Below are 15,804 nucleotides of genomic sequence, written 5' to 3'. Positions count from 1 at the left end.
CTCAGGGATTCGCGGCGTCGAGCACGTCCTGCGGAATGGGCGCATCCGACGCCAGTGCCGAGAAGAGCTGCTGTGCGGCGTCGCTGTCCCACACGACGATCGAGCCGGAGCCGTTCTCGGTGAACTCGCCGATCGGCACCGTGATGGTCTGCATGTCGCCGCGCAACGCCCAGCCCAGCCGCGCGAGATCCCACATGTGGTCGCCGTCGGCGACGGTGACGGTGTCAGCGGCTGCGGTGGTCATGGGGTACCAGCGAAGCGGGTTCAGCAGCACCGACGGGCTCACCGCGCGATGCATCAGTGTGGACATGAAGGCCCGCTGGTTGACCATCCGGTCGAGATCGGCGCGCGGGGTGGCGCGGCTGCGGACGAAGCCGAGCGCCTGCTGCCCGTCCACGTGCTGGCAGCCGGCGGGCAGATCGATGCCGGCCAGCGGATCGTTGATCGGTTCCGGTGGGCAGACGGTGACGCCGCCGACCGCGTCGACGAGGCCCGCGAACCCGCCGAAGCCGATCTCCGCGTAGTGGTCGATGCGCAGCCCGGTCGCCTCTTCGACGGTCTGGGTGAGCAGCGCGGGGCCTCCGAGGGAGAACGCAGCGTTGATCTTGTCGCTGTCGTATCCCGGGATCGGCACGTAGGAGTCGCGGGGAATCGACACCATCGTCGCCGGGGTGCTCGACCCGAGCCCGGGCAGATGGACCAGCAGGATCGTGTCGGTGCGCGCGGAGCCGCCGAAGCCCAGATCGCCGCCGGTCGCGAGCTCGGCCTGCTGCTCGGGCGTCAGGTCCGACCGGCTGTCGGAACCCACGAGGAGCCAGGTGGTTCCGGCGCCCTGGGCGGGTCGGTCGGCGTAGTCGGCCAGTGCGGGGACGCGTCGCAGCGTGGTGTCGATCCAGGCGCCGGCGCCGATCATCGACAGCACTGCCACCAGCAGCACGATCGGGATGAGACGCAGCCAGTGTATGCGGCGTCGCGGGGTGCGGCGCTGGGGCGGGACGGGCAGGGCCGGCGGGTGCGCGGCTGGTGGCCGCGCGGCTGGCGGGGGTCTGCGCACCTGGGCGGGGGGCGGAGCCGGGGGTCGGCGCGGCGGGACCGGAGGAGGCGCGGGGGGTCGGCGCGGCGGGGGCGGCGGAACGGCCTGCGCCGGGGGTGCCGGCGGACGGTAGCGCGGGTCGCGTCGCAGCTGTGGCGGCGGCTCCCGCCGCGGCGGATAACCACGCGGCGGGGGCGGTGGCGCCGGCCGGGGGACGGGCGGCCGCTCGTCGTTCACAGCAAGAACCTACTGCAGCCAGGTCAATCGACCGGCCAGCAACGAATACCCGACGTAGGCCACCGCGTCGATCAGCGTGTGCGCCACGATCAGTGGCCACAGCCGGCCGGTGCGTTGCCACGCATAGCCGAACACCAGGCCCATCGCGACGTTGCCCAGTCCCGCACCGAAGCCCTGGTAGAGGTGGTAGACCCCGCGCAGCAGGCTCGACAGCGCGAGCGCCGCCCACGGGTTGACCTGCAGCTGACGCAACCGGGTCAGCAGGAAGCCGACGACGACCACCTCCTCGGCCCACCCGTTGCCGAACGACAACAGCAGGAGCACCGGGATGCGCCACCAGGTGTCGTTGAGTTCGGCGGGTTCAACCGAGGCGTTGACGCCGAGGACACGAGCGAGCTGGTAGAGCGCCAGCCCGGGAATCCCGATCATCAGGGCCAGTCCGACGCCGCCGAGAAAGTCTGTGCGCCAACGGAATCGGGCCAATCCGATGCGTGCGGGGCTGTCGCCGGCGCGCCAGAGCAGGTACAGCGCGAGACCGCCCCAGGCCAGCAGCTGGAACAGTCCGGCGAGGTTGAGGCCGAGGTCGATCAGGCTGAACGGCGACCGGCGCGGGTTGAGTGCCACCGTCTGCCCGGACAGTCCCAGCAGGACCGCTTCGATCAGGCGCAGGAGCGCGGTGTAGCCGCTGAGCCCGAAGGTGACGGCCAGGACCACCGCGATCTCGATGCGCAGGGCGCGCCGCTGCGCATCGGTCGGCGGTTCGCTCACCGCAGCTACGGTAGCGGTGCGCCGGGCCTTTCGATCCGGGCGCGCGTCAGACGCGGCGGGCGCGCAACCCGTTGAGGAACGGGCACCCCATCAGGATCCGGATCGCCCGGCTCAGCCCCGTCACGTCGTCGACCGGCTGCGGGAACGGCAGCCGCACGTCGTGGTCACCGTCGGCGGACTCCACACGCAGCGCGACGCCGTAGCGGTCGAGTCCGAGCGGACGCACGTGGCCGTTGCGCAGCGTGCCGGGCAGCCGGCTCGCCAGCCGGTCGACGACGTCGCGGTGCTCGGCCTCCAGATGCTGCAGCCAGGCGGACTCCATCGCGCAGAACGGGTCGGGAAGTGCGCCGAGCAGACTCGCGACCGAGATCGATTCGGCGCCGGTCGAGTCCGCGGCGACCACGGACTCGATCTCGAGGCGCATCAGCTCGTCCTGCGCCTCGTCGCTGTTGACTTCCAGCAGAGCGGGGTGGGGGTTGGACGCGGCGATCAGATCGAGCAGCGCGGGCACCTCGCGGTCCGGAACGGTCCACAGCCGGCCCTGGATCCAGACCAGCGAGCGGACGGGTTCACGCAGCGGCAGCGGTGCGTAATCGGTCAGTTCGAGCACTGCCTGCACGCCGGCGGCACCGGCCGCGGCGACGGTCGCGGTGAGCGCGCTCGCGGCGGGGACGGTCAGGGCGACCGACCCGTCGCAGAGCAGGTGGACCACCGGGGTGGGAGTCGGGTCGATCCCGTCGGTGGCGACCATCGCGCCGGTTGCGCGCGCACACGCGCTGCGAATCCGCTCAGCCGTCGTCGGTGCCTGCACAGTCATCCCGCCTCCCAAAGTAAGGTGAGGCTAACTTATTCAAGTCAGGCAGATCTCGCAAGGCGTTCCGTCGTCGACCAGGACAACTGCGCCCACCCGATAGGCTGACCCCGTGTCCCGCATCGCTTACCTCGGCCCTGAGGGGACGTTCACCGAGGCGGCATTGCGGAAGCTCGACGCCGACCAGCTGATCCCCGCATCGGGCCCCGTCACCCGAATCGCCATCGACAGCACCCCCGCGGCCGTTGCCGCCGTGCGCTGCGGCGAGGCCGACTTCGCCTGTGTCCCGATCGAGAACTCCATCGAGGGATCCGTGCTGCCGACGCTGGACAGCCTCGCCGACGGACCGCCCGTGCAGATCTATGCCGAACTCACCCTCGACGTGTCGTTCACGATCGCGGTGCAGCCAGGAGTGACCGCCGCGTCGGTGCGCACCGTCGCGGGCTTCCCGGTCGCCACCGCCCAGGTCAAGAAGTGGCTGGCCGAGAACCTGCCCGACGCGACGCTGCTGCCCGCCCTGTCCAACGCGGCGGCCGCCGCGGACGTGGCAGCCGGGCGGGCCGACGCCGGGGTCACGACGGCGCTGGCCACCGAGCGGTACGGCCTGGACACGGTGGCCGCCGGCGTCGTCGACGAGCCGAACGCCAGAACCCGCTTCGTCCTCGTCGGAGCGCCTGCCGCGCCTCCGGCGCGCACCGGTGCCGACCGGACGTCGGTGGTGCTGCGGCTGGCGAACGTGCCGGGCTCCCTGGCGATGGCGATGACCGAACTGGCCATCCGCGACATCGACCTGACCCGCATCGAGTCGCGGCCGACCAGGACCGAACTGGGCAGCTACAAATTCTTCCTCGACTTCGTGGGCCACATCGACGACGGCCCGGTGGCCGAGGCGCTGCGTGCGTTGCATCGGCGCTGCGACGACGTGCGCTACCTGGGGTCGTGGCCCACCGGTGATCCGGCGGGCACCCCGCCCCCGACCACCGACGAGGCGACGACGTGGCTGGGGCGGCTGCGCGAGGGCACGCCGTGAGTGGTCGACTCCTGCTGGTGCGCCACGGACAGACGCACAGCAACGTGGCGCGACGGCTCGACACCCGCCCTCCGGGTGCCCATCTCACCGACCTCGGCCGCGAGCAGGCCCGCGGCTTCGCGAGCACGCTCACGCACGAGCCCGGTCTGATCGCGCACTCGATCGCGACCCGCGCCGTGCAGACCGCCCAGGAGATCAGCGCGGCGCTCGGCGCCACGCGACCGCCTTCGGAGTTCCACGGCCTCCACGAGGTACAGGTGGGCGACCTGGAAGACCGCTCCGACGAGGCTGCCCACGACCAGTTCACCGAGATCTACCGGCGCTGGCAGGAGGGGGAACTCGGTCTTTCGCTACCCGGCGGCGAATCCGGCCACCAGGTGCTGGAGCGGTACGTCCCGGTGCTCGACGACCTCCGGATGCGCTACCTCGACGACGACAGCTGGGGCAGCGACATCGTCGTGGTCAGCCACGGCGCGGCCATCCGGCTGGTGGCCGCCGTGCTCGCCGGCGTGGACAGCACCTTCGCGATCGACCACCACCTTGCCAACACCGAAGCAGTGGTGCTGGCGCCCGTCACCGACGGGCGCTGGAGCTGCCTGCAGTGGGGTGCTCTGACGCCGCCGTTCGGGCCCGATGTTTCGGTGGCGGCCGCAGGCGACGGTGGCGAGGCGTCAGCCGACCCGATGGGCTGAGACCCGCATGTCGTCGCACGCGCAGCCGACGGCACCGCAGTCGAGATGCATGTCGTGGGCGGCGGGTGGAGTGAGGCAGCCGTCCTCGGTGCACTCTTCCCGGCGGTAGGCGTGGTGGATCAGCGCACCGTGGCAGTGCTCGAGACCCGCCGCGCAGGCACGGCACTGATCGCTCATGGTCCGTTCATAGCACCGATCGCCGACAGGATCGGGTTGCCGCGCTCGAGTGACGTTCAGCCCCAGCCGAGTTCGTGCAGGCGCTCGTCGTCTATGCCGAAGTGGTGGGCGATCTCGTGGATCACCGTGATCGCGACCTCGTCGATGACCTCGGCGTCGGTGTGGCACATGTCGAGCAGCGCGTCGCGATAGATCGTGATGGTGTCGGGCAGCGCGCCGACGTACCACGAGTCGCGTTCGGTGAGCGCCACGCCCTCGTAGAGCCCGAGCAACTCCGGCTCGTCGGGATGGCGATCGGCCACCAGGATGACCACGTTGTCGATCGCCGCGGCCAGCTCGCCGGGAATCAGGTCGAGCGCGTCGCCGACCAGCTCGCCGAACCGCTGCGGACTCATCCGCACGGCCATCACGGGGCAGGCGGTGGGAACGGCACGGCCGGCGGAGGTACCTGGTCGACCGGAGCCGGCGCAGCCGGGGGTGCCTGCTCGGCGGGCGGCAACGGCACATCTGCCGGTGGCGCGGCCGGCGGGGGCGGTGGGCCGCCCAGGAACGTGTTGCCCTGCGGCGGCAGCTGATCGGTGGCCGGCGCCTGCTGGGTGGCCGTCGGCGCGGCTGTGGTCGCCAGCTGGGGCATGTGCTGCGTCTGCTGGCTGCTGTCGTCCGATTGGGTGGACTGGGAGCTCGAGCTCGACCCTGAACTGGAGCTGGAGCTGCTCGACTGCGACGACGTGTCCGGCACGTCCGGCACGTCGATCGGCGGCAGGTTCAGACGTTCCTCGGGGATGTCGGGCGGCGGCACCGGCGGCTGCCCGTTGATCATCAACGGGCCTTTCGCGCTGTTGAGCAGCGTCGACCAGCCGCCGTTGCCGAGCGTGGCGCCGATGCTGCACGACACCTGCCTGCTGCCGGCGGACCAGCTGGGCAGCGAGACCGTGCTGTAGATCAGCGTCAGCGTGGTGTTGCGCAGCTGGATCGGCGCCAGATAGGCGTCGGTCATCTTGGTGCAGGTGTCCTTGATGAAGGTGTCCTGCTCGGCCTCGAGCGGCAGCCCTCCAGGGAACTTCTCGGCGAGGTTCACCGCGCCGGTGACCTCCATCGCGTGCGGGGCCGCACAGTCGACGGGGATGTCGGTGGGCTGGTTCGTGGTCGGATCGATGCCCAGGCAGGTGCCGGCGGCCCACACCTTGGACTGGTCGATGTCGGCGACCTTGCCGGTGAAGGCCAGCTGCTGGTTGTTCGGGCCGGGCAGCTGCAGGCCACACAGCATCCGGCGCTCGCCGGACTGCTTCCAGGCCTTGTCGCCGGACCACAGCATGCTGATCGTGAACTTGCTGTTGGGGTCGAACTTCGCGCCGAGGTAGCGCCGGACCGCGGCCGTGCACTGTTCCTGGCTGATCTGCTGGATGCGCGCGGTCGACGGCGGCGCGGCGTCGGGACCGTACTCGCTCCCCGGGAACGTGCGCATGTCGACGGATTCGGCTACCTCGAAGCGGTGCTCGGCAGTGCAGTCGACGACCTCGGCGGCGTCGGGGGTGCGTTCCGGCCAGTTCAGGCAGTCGCCGCTCTTGGCGTGGTCGAACGTGTCGTTGCCGCGCGGGCCCAGCGAGATCGAGTTGGCGGTCAGTCCCCCGGCAGGGTCGGCCTGCGGAAGAGCGGTGATGACTCCCGCGATCAGCAGGCCACCCAGGGCGGTCAGCAGCAGAGCGCGGCGCGTCGACTCGGCCTGCAGGCTGTGCCACCAGCGCGTCGAGCGCCGCTCCGGGCCGGCGGGCGGTGCGGAAGGCTGGTTCGACGACGACGAGAACATTGCCCACCATTGTGGCAGGCGTGTCAGGTGCTGTGACAAGTGATGCAGTTGTAACGTTATGCGGCTGACGCCGCGGCCCGTAGGGTTGCGCGATGTGATCGACCTGAAAGTGCTGCGAGAAAACCCTGACGCGGTGCGGGCATCCCAGCGAGCGCGCGGTGAAGACCCCGGCCTCGTCGACGCCCTGGCCGATGCCGACGTCGCCCGCCGAGCCGCCATCTCCGAGGCGGACACCCTGCGCGCCGAGCAGAAGACCGCCAGCAAGGCGGTCGGCAAGGCCTCACCTGACGAGCGCCCCGCGCTGCTGGCCACGGCCAAGGAACTCGCCGAGCGTGTGCGGGCCGCCGAAGCCGCCCAGGCCGAGGCCGAGAAGGCCTTCACCGCGGCGCACATGGCGATCGCCAACGTCATCATCGACGGCGTGCCCGCCGGCGGCGAGGACGCGTTCGTGGTGCTCGACACCGTCGGGGAACCCCCCGCACTGGACAATCCCAAGGATCACCTGGACCTCGGTGAGTCGTTGGGTCTGATCGACATGGATCGCGGCGCCAAGGTCTCCGGGTCGCGGTTCTACTTCCTCACCGGCTACGGCGCGCTGCTGCAGCTGGCGCTGTTCCAGCTCGCGGTCCGCACCGCGACCGAGAACGGCTTCACGCTGATGATCCCGCCGGTGCTGGTGCGCCCCGAGATCATGGCCGGCACCGGGTTCCTGGGTGCCCACGCCGACGAGGTGTACCACCTCGCCGACGACGATCTCTATCTTGTCGGGACCTCCGAGGTGCCGCTGGCCGGCTACCACTCCGACGAGATCCTCGACCTGTCCGCCGGTCCGCGCCGCTACGCCGGATGGTCGTCGTGCTTCCGGCGCGAAGCGGGCAGCTACGGCAAGGACACCCGCGGCATCATCCGGGTGCACCAGTTCGACAAGATCGAAGGCTTCGTCTACTGCCGGCCCTCCGACGCCGAGGCCGAGCACGACAGGCTGCTGGGCTGGCAGCGCCAGATGCTCGCCGCGATCGAGGTGCCCTACCGGGTGATCGACATCGCAGCGGGCGACCTCGGATCGTCTGCGGCCCGCAAGTTCGACTGCGAGGCGTGGGTGCCCACCCAGCAGACCTACCGGGAGCTCACCTCGACCTCGAACTGCACCACGTTCCAGGCCCGCCGGCTGGCGGTGCGCTACCGCGACGAGAACGGCAAGCCGCAGATCGCCGCGACGCTCAACGGAACGCTGGCCACCACGCGCTGGTTGGTCGCCATCCTGGAGAACCACCAGCAGCCCGACGGCAGCGTGCGGGTGCCCGAGGCATTGGTGCCCTACCTCGGCACCGAGGTGCTCACGCCGAACTAGTGCCCGTCGAGCAGATTTTCGAGTAGCGCGACGAACGCCTTCGGATCCACCGGTGTGCACGCGGGCCGAGGGAACGCCCCGCGGACGTCGAGGGTGACCAGCGTGGACTTTCGCGGCCGGTTCACATCTAGCGGTAACCAGCACCGTAAGTCGGTGCCCCACAGCCGGAATCGTGACATGAACATGCCGAGCGGGCTGACCTCGTAGCCGCGGATGTCGCGCAGCGGGATGATCTTCGAGGTGCCTGACGGGAAGTGGTAGCGGCGCAGTGTCAGCGCTTCCCGGTCGAGCTGGATGAGCCCGTCGTCGTAGAACGGGCTCGAGATGGCGCCGGCGCTCACAGCTTCTGCGACCTGAGCTCGTGGCCCTTGGTGGTCAGGCACCGGCCATTGTCCAGATTCCACTGCCAGCCGTGCAGATTGCAGGTCAGCGTGTTCCTCTCCACCACACCGAACTTCGACAGATCAGCCTTCAGGTGGGGGCAGCGCCGCTGAATCTCCCAGCCGTCCAGCGTGATCGATGCCGTGTCGTCGTGCGCCTCGGCGAACCACCCGTCGGCATAGGCGATGCGCTCGTCGGTCAGACACTTGAAGAAGGTGTAGAGGTATTCGTTGTATCCGCCGACCCGCCAGGCCCGGAACCGCGTGGACAGGAAGATGGTGTTGACCCAGTCCGGTTCGTGATCCCGCACGACCGTGCGCACCAGCTCGGCCGGGATCTCGAAACCGTAGCGGAACTTCTCGTCCGAGACGGGTTCGCGCACAGCACGTTTGGGAAAGTCCAGCACCACTGTTTCTTGATGGCCTCGGGATGACAGGCGCAGCTCGACGGGATAGCCGATGCCGTCGCAGATCTGATCGGAGGCCGACATGATCGGCTCGAACAGTTCCCGCAGCGGCTCGAGCAGCGGTTCACCCTCCGCCGGCGCCCAGGACGCCTTCACGGCGGCCAGCACCGGCGCCATCCGCTGGGCGTACGCCTCGATGTAGTCAGCTTTGCCGGTGGTGAAGATCGCCCGGACCTCGTCGTCGGGCAGCGGGTGGTTCAGCGAATCCAGTTGCGAGCCTGTGAAAGTCGCCGTCGATCCCGGAATCATCAACAGGCCGCCGGTGTGTCCGTGACTGGCCATCTGGTCCAGGAACACCACCTGATCAGGGAAGATGTTCGCCGGATCGCCGTGGTCGTCGTTGAGATCGCGCAACTGAGGATCGAGGAAGCAGGGCGGACCCGCCGACGGGACCACCCACGTGGCGCCGACCTGCGCGATGTACTGCCGGCAACGGTCCATCTGTCGTTGACGCTTCTGCACGCCGAATGCGTGCTTGGCACGGTCGGGCATGTCGTAGACCATCGGGTACCAGATCGCCCCGGAGTACTGCAGCATGTGCACGTCGATGTCACCGAAGTCGGCGGCCAGCACGTCGAGGTCGACCGGTCGGGCGTCGTTCATGTTGAACGCCACCGTCTCGCCGTCGGAGACGACCAGCCCGGAGTCGCCGATCGGACCGTCGGCGGGGGCGCGCAGGGCGATGATCATCACGTCGAGATCGCCTTTGGGTCCGCTGACGCGGTGTTTCACCGAATCGGTGGTCTCGAAGAACCGGTGGAAGCCCAGCTTCTCCAGCTCACGGCGTAGGTCCGGGACGGGGTAGTCGGGTAGCAACACCACCGCGTCCTTGGTGACGTGCTCGCGCAGGATCACCGGGTCGAAGTGGTCCTTGTGCAGGTGCGAGACGTAGAGGTAGTCGACATCGCCCAGCGCCGTCCAGTCGAGCTGACCGTTGTCCGGGAAGGGGAACCACGACGCGAAGTACGCCGGCGTCACCCACGGATCACACAGGATGCTCCCGGCCTTGGTATCGATGCGAAAGCCGGCGTGCCCGACACTGGTGACCTGCACAAATACCCCTCTGACGACTGCTTGCTCGCCTGTCAGCTTAGCCCGGCGGCGACGGCTCGTCGTTCCACCGCTGCCGGTAGAACGCGATGCGTTCGACATCGGGGCGCACCCCGTACGCGTCGAGCAGGAGAGCCTGCCAACCGTCCCCCGGATAGTTCCAGTCCAACGACATCGTCGCGATGGCGAGGTCGGCCCACCGGTCGGCGACACCGAGGTCGCCGAGGTCGACGTGGCCGGCGAACGAACCGTCGTCGGCCATCAGGGTGTTGGGGGCGCAGGCGTCGCCGTGGCAGACCACGAGCCGGTCTGGTGGGGGAGCGTCGGCGCCGATCCACGACGGCGGTCCGAACGGGCAGTCGGGGACCGGTAGAGCCTCGTGCAGCGCGCGCAACCCGGCGCCGATGGCCCGTGCGGCGTCGGCGGGCCTGTCGGTCCACCGCGCGTCGACAGCCGAGCGGCCGGGCAGCGCCGCGGTGCGCAACCAGCCGTGACCGCTGGCCAGCACCTCGGGCACGGGGTGGCGCGCACGTGCCCACCTCAGCCGCACCGCCTCGTCGTCGAGCAGATGGGCAACCGCATAGGGGTAGGTCTTGACGAACTCGCAGGGCGGGTCGCCGCCGACGGAGAAGGTCACCCCGCCCAGCTCGTTGACCCACACCGCGGTCACCGGCCGACCGCCCGCGATGTGGGACACGACGGCAGGGACGGGCATCGGGTGGCTCGGCGTACTCACGGCGAGCCCCACTGTGCCACGCACTACGCTGGCGCCTGTGGTGGAACCGGTATACGGCACAGTCATCCAGCTCGCCCGCCTCGTCTGGCGGGCGCAGGGCCTGACGTTCACCGTCACCGGCGTCGAGAACCTGCCGCGCACCGGTGGTGCGGTGATCGCGATCAACCACACCAGCTACTTCGACTTCACGTTCGCCGGGCTGCCCGCCTACCGGCAGCACCTGGGCCGCAAGGTCCGGTTCATGGCGAAGAAAGAAGTCTTCGACCACAAGATCACCGGGCCGATCATGCGCAGCCTGCGGCACATCGCGGTCGACCGCGACAGCGGCGCGGCGTCCTACGCCGAGGCGGTGCAGAAGCTCGCCGACGGTGAGTTCGTCGGCGTCTACCCCGAGGCCACGATCAGCCGCAGTTTCGAGATCAAGGACTTCAAGTCCGGTGCGGCCCGGATGGCGATCGACGCCGGCGTGCCGATCGTGCCGCACATCGTGTGGGGCGCCCAACGCATCTGGACCAAGGGTCATCCGAAGAAGATGTGGCGACCCAAGGTGCCGATCTCGATCGCGGTGGGTGCGCCCATCTACCCGACGCTGCCCGCCGCCGAACTGACCGCTCTGCTGCATTCGCGGATGCAGCATCTGCTGACCGAGGTGCAAGACGCCTACGGGCCGCATCCGCCCGGCGAGTTCTGGGTGCCCCACCGCCTCGGCGGCGGCGCGCCGACCCTGGCCGAGGCCAATCGGATGGACGCCGAAGAGGCAGCCGCCAAGGCCGCCCGTCGCGCCGGGCCGTCCACCGAGGCGCCGGGATAAGCCGTGGAGCCGGTCTTCCGCTCGCTCGAGATCACGGCGATGCTGGCGGTGCGGGCCACCGGAACGACGATCACCTTTCGCGGGGTGGAGAACCTGCCTGCCGCCGGGGGCGCCGTCATCGCCATCAACCACACCAGCTATGTCGACTGGCTGCCCGCCGCATTGGCGGCCATGCGCCGGGGCCGCCGGATGCGGTTCATGATCAAGGCCGAGATGAACGAGGTGAAGATCGTCGCCTTTCTGATCAAGCACACCAAGACCATTCCGGTGGATCGCAGGGCCGGCGCGAAAGCCTATGCCCATGCCGTGCAGGCACTTCGGGCCGGCGAGATCGTCGGGGTGTATCCCGAGGCCACCATCAGCCGCAGCTTCGAGCTGAAGGAATTCAAGAGCGGTGCGGCCCGAATGGCGCGTGAGGCGCAGGTACCGATCGTGCCGCTGATCGTGTGGGGCGCGCAGCGAATCTGGACCAAAGATCAACCACGAGCGTTGGGCCGCAACAAGATTCCCGTCACCGTTGCGGTGGGTGCACCGATCGCCCCCGACAAGGGTGTCGACGAACTCAATGGCCGGATGAGGGAGGCGATGACCGGGCTGCTGCACGACGCTCAACAGGGGTACCCGGCGCCGCCCGGGGCGCCGTGGCTGCCCCGGCGGCTCGGTGGAAGCGCGCCCACGCCGGTCGAAGCCGCCCGGCGCGAAGAGGCCGAGCTCGCCGAGCGGGCCCGCAAGCGGGGAGGGTCCGCATGACACCAGAACTGGTCGCGACCGACGTCGACGGCACACTGCTCGACGAGGACGAGATCGTCAGCCCGCGCACCCGCGAGGCCGTGCGCGCCGTCGTCGACTCGGGTGCACAGTTCGTGCTCGCCACGGGCAGGCCGCCGCGCTGGATCACCCCCATCGTCGACCAACTCGGGTTCGCGCCGATGGCGGTGTGCGCCAACGGCGCTGTGATCTACGACCCGTCCGCGGATCGCATCGTCAGCGCACGCACGCTGTCCGCCGATGACTTGGCCGAGCTCGCCGAGATCGCCGCGCGGGTGATCCCCGGCGCCGGTCTCGCGGTGGAGCGGGTGGGCCGATCCGCGCACGACGCGGCGACTCCGCAGTTCGTCAGCTCGCCGGGTTACGAACATGCGTGGCTCAATCCGGACAACACCGAGGTCTCGCTGGACGATCTGCTCAGTGCGCCCGCGGTGAAGTTGCTGATCCGCAAGGCGGGTGCGCGCAGCGCCGACATGGCGGCGGTGCTGCTCGAGCACGTCGGCCGCGCCGGCGACATCACCTACTCGACCAACAACGGGCTGATCGAGATCGTCCCCACCGGCATCAGCAAGGCGACCGGCATCGCGGAATTGAGTGCACCGCTCGGCATCGACGCCGCGCACATCGTCACCTTCGGCGACATGCCCAACGACGTCCCGATGCTCGCGTGGGCGGGGCTGGGGGTCGCGATGGGCAACGCTCATCCCGACGCGGTGGCAGCGGCCGACGAGGTGACGGCCACCAACGCCGAGGACGGGGTCGCGCGCGTCCTGGAGCGGTTCTGGGGCTGAGTGATTGGGCCTGATTCAGGCCGGGTTGATCGGGGGAGTGAAGCGCTCGAGTTGGACCGGCGCGTCACCCCGGCGGGTCAGCTCGACCGGGATGCCGTCGAGCACGCGGGTGACGGTGCCCTTCTCCCTGTCGAAGTTGAGGGTGCCGTGCTGGAAGTTCTGCACGATCCACAGCGGTTCGGCGATCTCTGCGCTGGTCGGCAGGCCCAGCGCTCCGCGCTCGAATCCCAGTGTGCCCCAGGCGTTGTATAGCTCGCCCGTGATGGGCTCGGCACCCGTGGCCGGTGACCAATAGACCGCGCCGTGCTCGAAGGTGGCATAGCGGGTCGGGCCTTCGCCGAACGCTTCGGGTGAGGTCGGCTTCCCGAGGTAGCTGCGTACCCCGCCGAGCTTCTCCCACGTGGTGAAGATCGCGCCGCCGCGCAGCTGCTCGATGAGCATGTCGGCACCGGGTGGCTCGTTGAATGCTGCTGCCATGTTGCGGATCTGGTCCATCACCGCGTAGGCGGCGTTACCCGGGCATTCGGTGTTGCCGACGTCGCGGTGGGTGAAGATCGTCGGCAGCGTCGGTGACGAGCCGAACGGGAACTTGGTGAACGCCCCGCCCTCGGACGGCAGCACCACGGTACCCTTCGGGTCGACTCCGGCCTGCCCCAGCACCCAGCCGAGAAGCCTTGCTGTGGTGCGCAATTGGATCGGAGTCGGGGGCACGTCGGTGAAGTTGCCGAGCATCGCCACGCCCCACGTGTTGTGGTTGAACCCGCCGGTGTGGCTGCCTTCGACCGGTCGCAAGATGCCGCCGGCGCGGCCCTCGAACACCTGCCCGTACTTGTCGACGAGCGCGTTGTATGCGATGTCGCACCAGCCCAGGGTGCGGGTGTGGTACTCGTAGATCGAGCGGACGATCCCTGCCGAATCTTGGGGCGTGTAGTCGTTACTGCCCGCGGAGTGGTGCACGACGCCGGCTTGGATCTTGTTGTCGTAGCGCGGTTCTCCGCAGCGCATCGACTCGTCGGCGCCCCATGCGGCCCGGTTGATGATGCTCGGCGGCTGCCCTGGCGGGGTCGCGGCGTTGGGCAGCGGGAGCAGATCGACCGGCGTCTGTGGAGGGCTGATCAGCACGGCGTTGATGTTCTCGCCGAACGGTTGCTCGACGGTGGCCGGGATGTAGCCGAGTCCCGGTCGCGCGCCCTGCGGAGGTTCTGCGCGTCCGGTGACGGGGGCGTTCGGGGGACGAGTGACCTCGATCTGCACCGTCGTGGTTTTTCCGACGAAGACGGGTTCGGTGCCGCGGGGGGCCTCGTGGCTGGTCGGGCCGACGCCTTCGAGTGTCTCGGCGTCGTACCACGGCCCCCAGCTGCCGTCGGCCTTCTTCGGCCGCACGCGGGCTGTGGTGCCCGTCAGGTCACCTGACGTGAGCGCGACCATCGAGAACGGGGTGTCCTGGTGGATCTCCCGGACCGTGCGGCCTCCGCCGAGCTCGGCCAGGGGCTGGGAGGCCATCTGCGGAGCGGCGATTGCGGGGGTGGGCGACGGGGCGGCGGTGACGATCGCGCGCACGAGCAGCGCGGTGAGCAACACCGTCCCCGCCAGCGCGGCGATCAGTGTCGACCTCGGGCGACGACACAGCACGGGCTGATGTTACGTATGTGTCAGCTGTTACTGGTGTTCCGACACGCAGGACACGCCGACGGCACCGCAGAGCGCAAGGCTTCTGCGGTGCCATCGTCGTGGGTGGCTCGGGTCGTGGGTGGCTCGGGTCGTGGGTGGCTCGGGTCGTGGGTGGCTCGGGTCGTGAGTGGCTCGAGGGTCAGGCGCCGGAGTCGAGCGCCGCTTCGGCAGCGCCGAGCCCGGCCTGGGCCGGGGCGGCCGCGGCACCGGCCGCGTCGACCGCTGCCGCGGGTGCGGCGGCCGCCGCTGCGGCAGGAGGCTTGACGGCCGACATGATCGCCGGCATCAGGACGCCCTTGAGCAGGTCGATGGCCTCGCCCGCACCCAGCGAGTTGGCCGCGCTGCTCAGGTCACCGAGCAGACCGCCACTGCTGGAGGCCACCGGCTGGGTGGCTGCCAGCGACGGGTCGCCCAGGATCGGGTAGCCCGCGCCCAGCGCCGGGTCGAGGCCGATGGGAGCCGAGATCGGCACCTCGCCCGCGGCAGGCAACCCGGCGGTGGAGATCGGGGCTGCGCCGAGTACGGGATCGGTGAGCGCCGGGGGAGTGCTCAGCCCCGGCGTGGTGAGCCCTGCGGGTGTGGTCAGGCTGGGTGTGGTCAGCGACGGGGTCGTGAGGCCGGGTGCGCTCAGTGCTGGATCGGTGAGCGACGGCGTCGTCAAACCAGGCGTCGTCAAACCAGGCGTCGTCAAACCAGGCGTCGTCAGGCCGGGTGCGCTCAGCGCCGGGTCGGTCAGCGACGGGGTCGCGCCGATCGGGCTGGTCAGCGCGGGGTTGGCCAGACCGGGGTCGGTGAGCGACGGCGTACCGAGGCCCGTACCGAGGCCTGTTGTGCCCAGGCCGGTGCCCAGCCCGGGGGACAGGGTGGTGGGTGACGCGGCTCCGGTGCCGGTCAACAGGCCGGTGGGCAGCGGGGGCAGGTTGATTCCGAACTGCGAAAGACCCTGCGTGAGCGCGGAAATCAGCTCGCCGGGCAGATCGGTGATGGTGGCGGCCTGGCGGAACTCGCGGTGCTGCGGTTGCTGCGGGGACGGCGAGGTCAGCTGGGTGGTGGCGACAACTGCAACGGGACCTGCGACGGCCAGAGCGGCGACTGTGCTCAGGGCTGTCGAGAGCCGGCGGCGACGTCGGTTCGGCACGGAAGTCTCCTCAATACATGGACTACAGGCGGTAGATCGCGGATTTGTGCTACGCGATTGATGGTACTGATGTGACTGATGAGACT

At 69.7% G+C, this 15,804-nt stretch carries 17 protein-coding genes; 6 read left to right on the top strand and 11 right to left on the bottom strand.

What is annotated here, in order from left to right; genetic code table 11:
• Position 1: 1 nt before the first annotated feature.
• Genes ACZY1G_RS15250 through ACZY1G_RS15240 form a run of 3 tightly spaced genes read right to left on the bottom strand, consistent with a single transcriptional unit; the run spans position 2 to position 2,855 of the window.
• Positions 2–1,270: an LCP family protein gene (locus ACZY1G_RS15250; RefSeq protein WP_463822843.1), complete on the bottom strand. Its 1,269-nt coding sequence runs from the start codon at positions 1,268–1,270 to the stop codon at positions 2–4.
• Positions 1,271–1,279: 9 nt separating this feature from the next.
• Positions 1,280–2,038 carry a CPBP family intramembrane glutamic endopeptidase gene (locus ACZY1G_RS15245; RefSeq protein WP_463822842.1) on the bottom strand — a complete coding sequence of 253 codons (759 nt, stop codon included), beginning with the start codon at positions 2,036–2,038 and terminating at the stop codon, positions 1,280–1,282.
• Between the two features lie 46 nt (positions 2,039–2,084).
• The gene (locus ACZY1G_RS15240; protein ID WP_463822841.1) at positions 2,085–2,855 is read right to left on the bottom strand and encodes a DUF2470 domain-containing protein; all 771 of its coding nucleotides are present in this window, start codon (positions 2,853–2,855) and stop codon (positions 2,085–2,087) included.
• A 106-nt stretch (positions 2,856–2,961) separates the two neighbouring features.
• On the opposite strand from ACZY1G_RS15240, the gene pheA reads away from it, so the two are divergent.
• Positions 2,962–3,879: a prephenate dehydratase gene (gene pheA / locus ACZY1G_RS15235; RefSeq protein ID WP_463812675.1), complete on the top strand. Its 918-nt coding sequence runs from the start codon at positions 2,962–2,964 to the stop codon at positions 3,877–3,879.
• A complete protein-coding gene (locus ACZY1G_RS15230) occupies positions 3,876–4,571 on the top strand; it encodes a histidine phosphatase family protein (protein WP_463812674.1) in 696 nt (231 codons plus the stop codon). Before pheA ends, ACZY1G_RS15230 begins: the two co-directional genes overlap by 4 nt.
• Here ACZY1G_RS15230 and ACZY1G_RS15225 read toward each other — a convergent pair.
• From ACZY1G_RS15225 to ACZY1G_RS15215, 3 genes are read right to left on the bottom strand one after another with little or no spacing between them, the layout of a single operon-like run.
• On the bottom strand, positions 4,551–4,748 hold the full coding sequence (locus ACZY1G_RS15225; RefSeq protein ID WP_463812673.1) for a hypothetical protein: 198 nt from the start codon (positions 4,746–4,748) through the stop codon (positions 4,551–4,553). The genes ACZY1G_RS15230 and ACZY1G_RS15225 overlap by 21 nt on opposite strands.
• Positions 4,749–4,804: 56 nt before the next feature.
• Positions 4,805–5,155: a metallopeptidase family protein gene (locus ACZY1G_RS15220; protein ID WP_463823007.1), complete on the bottom strand. Its 351-nt coding sequence runs from the start codon at positions 5,153–5,155 to the stop codon at positions 4,805–4,807.
• A complete protein-coding gene (locus ACZY1G_RS15215; RefSeq protein ID WP_463812672.1) occupies positions 5,155–6,555 on the bottom strand; it encodes a septum formation family protein in 1,401 nt (466 codons plus the stop codon). Before ACZY1G_RS15215 ends, ACZY1G_RS15220 begins: the two co-directional genes overlap by 1 nt.
• A gap of 94 nt (positions 6,556–6,649) precedes the next feature.
• Here ACZY1G_RS15215 and serS point away from each other — a divergent pair, with 94 nt between their 5' ends.
• Complete coding sequence (gene serS / locus ACZY1G_RS15210) at positions 6,650–7,906, top strand: serine--tRNA ligase (RefSeq protein ID WP_463822840.1); 1,257 nt, start codon at positions 6,650–6,652, stop codon at positions 7,904–7,906.
• Here the strand turns inward: serS and ACZY1G_RS15205 are convergent.
• The 3 genes from ACZY1G_RS15205 to ACZY1G_RS15195 are packed head-to-tail and all read right to left on the bottom strand — an operon-like array spanning position 7,903 to position 10,539.
• Positions 7,903–8,247, bottom strand: a complete 345-nt coding sequence (locus ACZY1G_RS15205) for a hypothetical protein (RefSeq protein WP_463812670.1) — start codon at positions 8,245–8,247, stop codon at positions 7,903–7,905. The two genes, serS and ACZY1G_RS15205, sit on opposite strands and share 4 nt — an antisense overlap.
• Positions 8,244–9,806 (bottom strand): Rieske 2Fe-2S domain-containing protein, encoded by a 1,563-nt coding sequence (locus ACZY1G_RS15200; RefSeq protein ID WP_463822839.1) that lies wholly within the window; start codon positions 9,804–9,806, stop codon positions 8,244–8,246. The genes ACZY1G_RS15205 and ACZY1G_RS15200 overlap by 4 nt, the downstream gene beginning before the upstream one ends.
• A 37-nt stretch (positions 9,807–9,843) precedes the next feature.
• Positions 9,844–10,539, bottom strand: a complete 696-nt coding sequence (locus tag ACZY1G_RS15195; RefSeq protein ID WP_463812668.1) for a phosphotransferase — start codon at positions 10,537–10,539, stop codon at positions 9,844–9,846.
• Between the two features lie 40 nt (positions 10,540–10,579).
• Here ACZY1G_RS15195 and ACZY1G_RS15190 point away from each other — a divergent pair, with 40 nt between their 5' ends.
• Genes ACZY1G_RS15190 through ACZY1G_RS15180 form a run of 3 tightly spaced genes read left to right on the top strand, consistent with a single transcriptional unit; the run spans position 10,580 to position 12,909 of the window.
• Positions 10,580–11,350, top strand: a complete 771-nt coding sequence (locus ACZY1G_RS15190; RefSeq protein WP_463814759.1) for a lysophospholipid acyltransferase family protein — start codon at positions 10,580–10,582, stop codon at positions 11,348–11,350.
• A 3-nt stretch (positions 11,351–11,353) separates the two neighbouring features.
• Entirely contained in the window at positions 11,354–12,100 is a 747-nt protein-coding gene (locus tag ACZY1G_RS15185) for a lysophospholipid acyltransferase family protein (RefSeq protein ID WP_463812667.1), read from the top strand.
• A complete protein-coding gene (locus ACZY1G_RS15180) occupies positions 12,097–12,909 on the top strand; it encodes an HAD family hydrolase (protein WP_463812666.1) in 813 nt (270 codons plus the stop codon). The genes ACZY1G_RS15185 and ACZY1G_RS15180 overlap by 4 nt, the downstream gene beginning before the upstream one ends.
• A 15-nt stretch (positions 12,910–12,924) precedes the next feature.
• Here ACZY1G_RS15180 and ACZY1G_RS15175 read toward each other — a convergent pair whose 3' ends face one another.
• Together ACZY1G_RS15175 and ACZY1G_RS15170 are read right to left on the bottom strand one after the other, a co-directional pair.
• Positions 12,925–14,541 (bottom strand): N-acetylmuramoyl-L-alanine amidase, encoded by a 1,617-nt coding sequence (locus ACZY1G_RS15175; RefSeq protein ID WP_463812665.1) that lies wholly within the window; start codon positions 14,539–14,541, stop codon positions 12,925–12,927.
• 178 nt (positions 14,542–14,719) lie between these two features.
• Positions 14,720–15,718, bottom strand: a complete 999-nt coding sequence (locus ACZY1G_RS15170) for a hypothetical protein (RefSeq protein WP_463812664.1) — start codon at positions 15,716–15,718, stop codon at positions 14,720–14,722.
• Positions 15,719–15,804: the final 86 nt, after the last annotated feature.

It is taken from the genome of Mycobacterium sp. IDUB_5, from assembly GCF_055419565.1.
This window is presented reverse-complemented; position numbering and strand designations above follow the sequence as displayed.